Annotated in this window: 1 protein-coding gene; it reads left to right on the top strand. The window is 61.2% G+C overall.

What is annotated here, in order from left to right; translation table 11 throughout:
- The coding region (locus AACY08_RS30280; protein WP_339472759.1) for a ribonucleotide-diphosphate reductase subunit beta at nucleotides 1–255 on the top strand (255 nt) is incomplete at both ends.

Here is a 255-nt window from a genome sequence, read left to right as displayed (position 1 = left end):
TCGGCTTCTTCTCCACCGCCGACTCGCTGGTCGCCAACAACCTGGTCCTGGCCGTGTACCGCCTGATCACCAACCCGGAGTGCCGCCAGTACATCCTGCGCCAGGCCTTCGAAGAGGCGATCCACACCCACGCCTACCAGTACTGCATCGAATCGCTGGCCATGGATGAAGGCGAGATCTTCAACATGTACCACGAGATTCCGTCGGTCGCCAAAAAGGCCGCCTGGGGCCTCAAGTACACCCGTTCGATCTCCG

The sequence above is a fragment of the Pseudomonas sp. EL_65y_Pfl1_R83 genome, assembly GCF_963970695.1.
GTDB classification, from domain to species: domain Bacteria; phylum Pseudomonadota; class Gammaproteobacteria; order Pseudomonadales; family Pseudomonadaceae; genus Aquipseudomonas; species Aquipseudomonas tritici.
The sequence above is the reverse complement of the archived record's forward strand: the minus strand, read 5'-3'. Positions and strand labels throughout refer to the sequence as shown.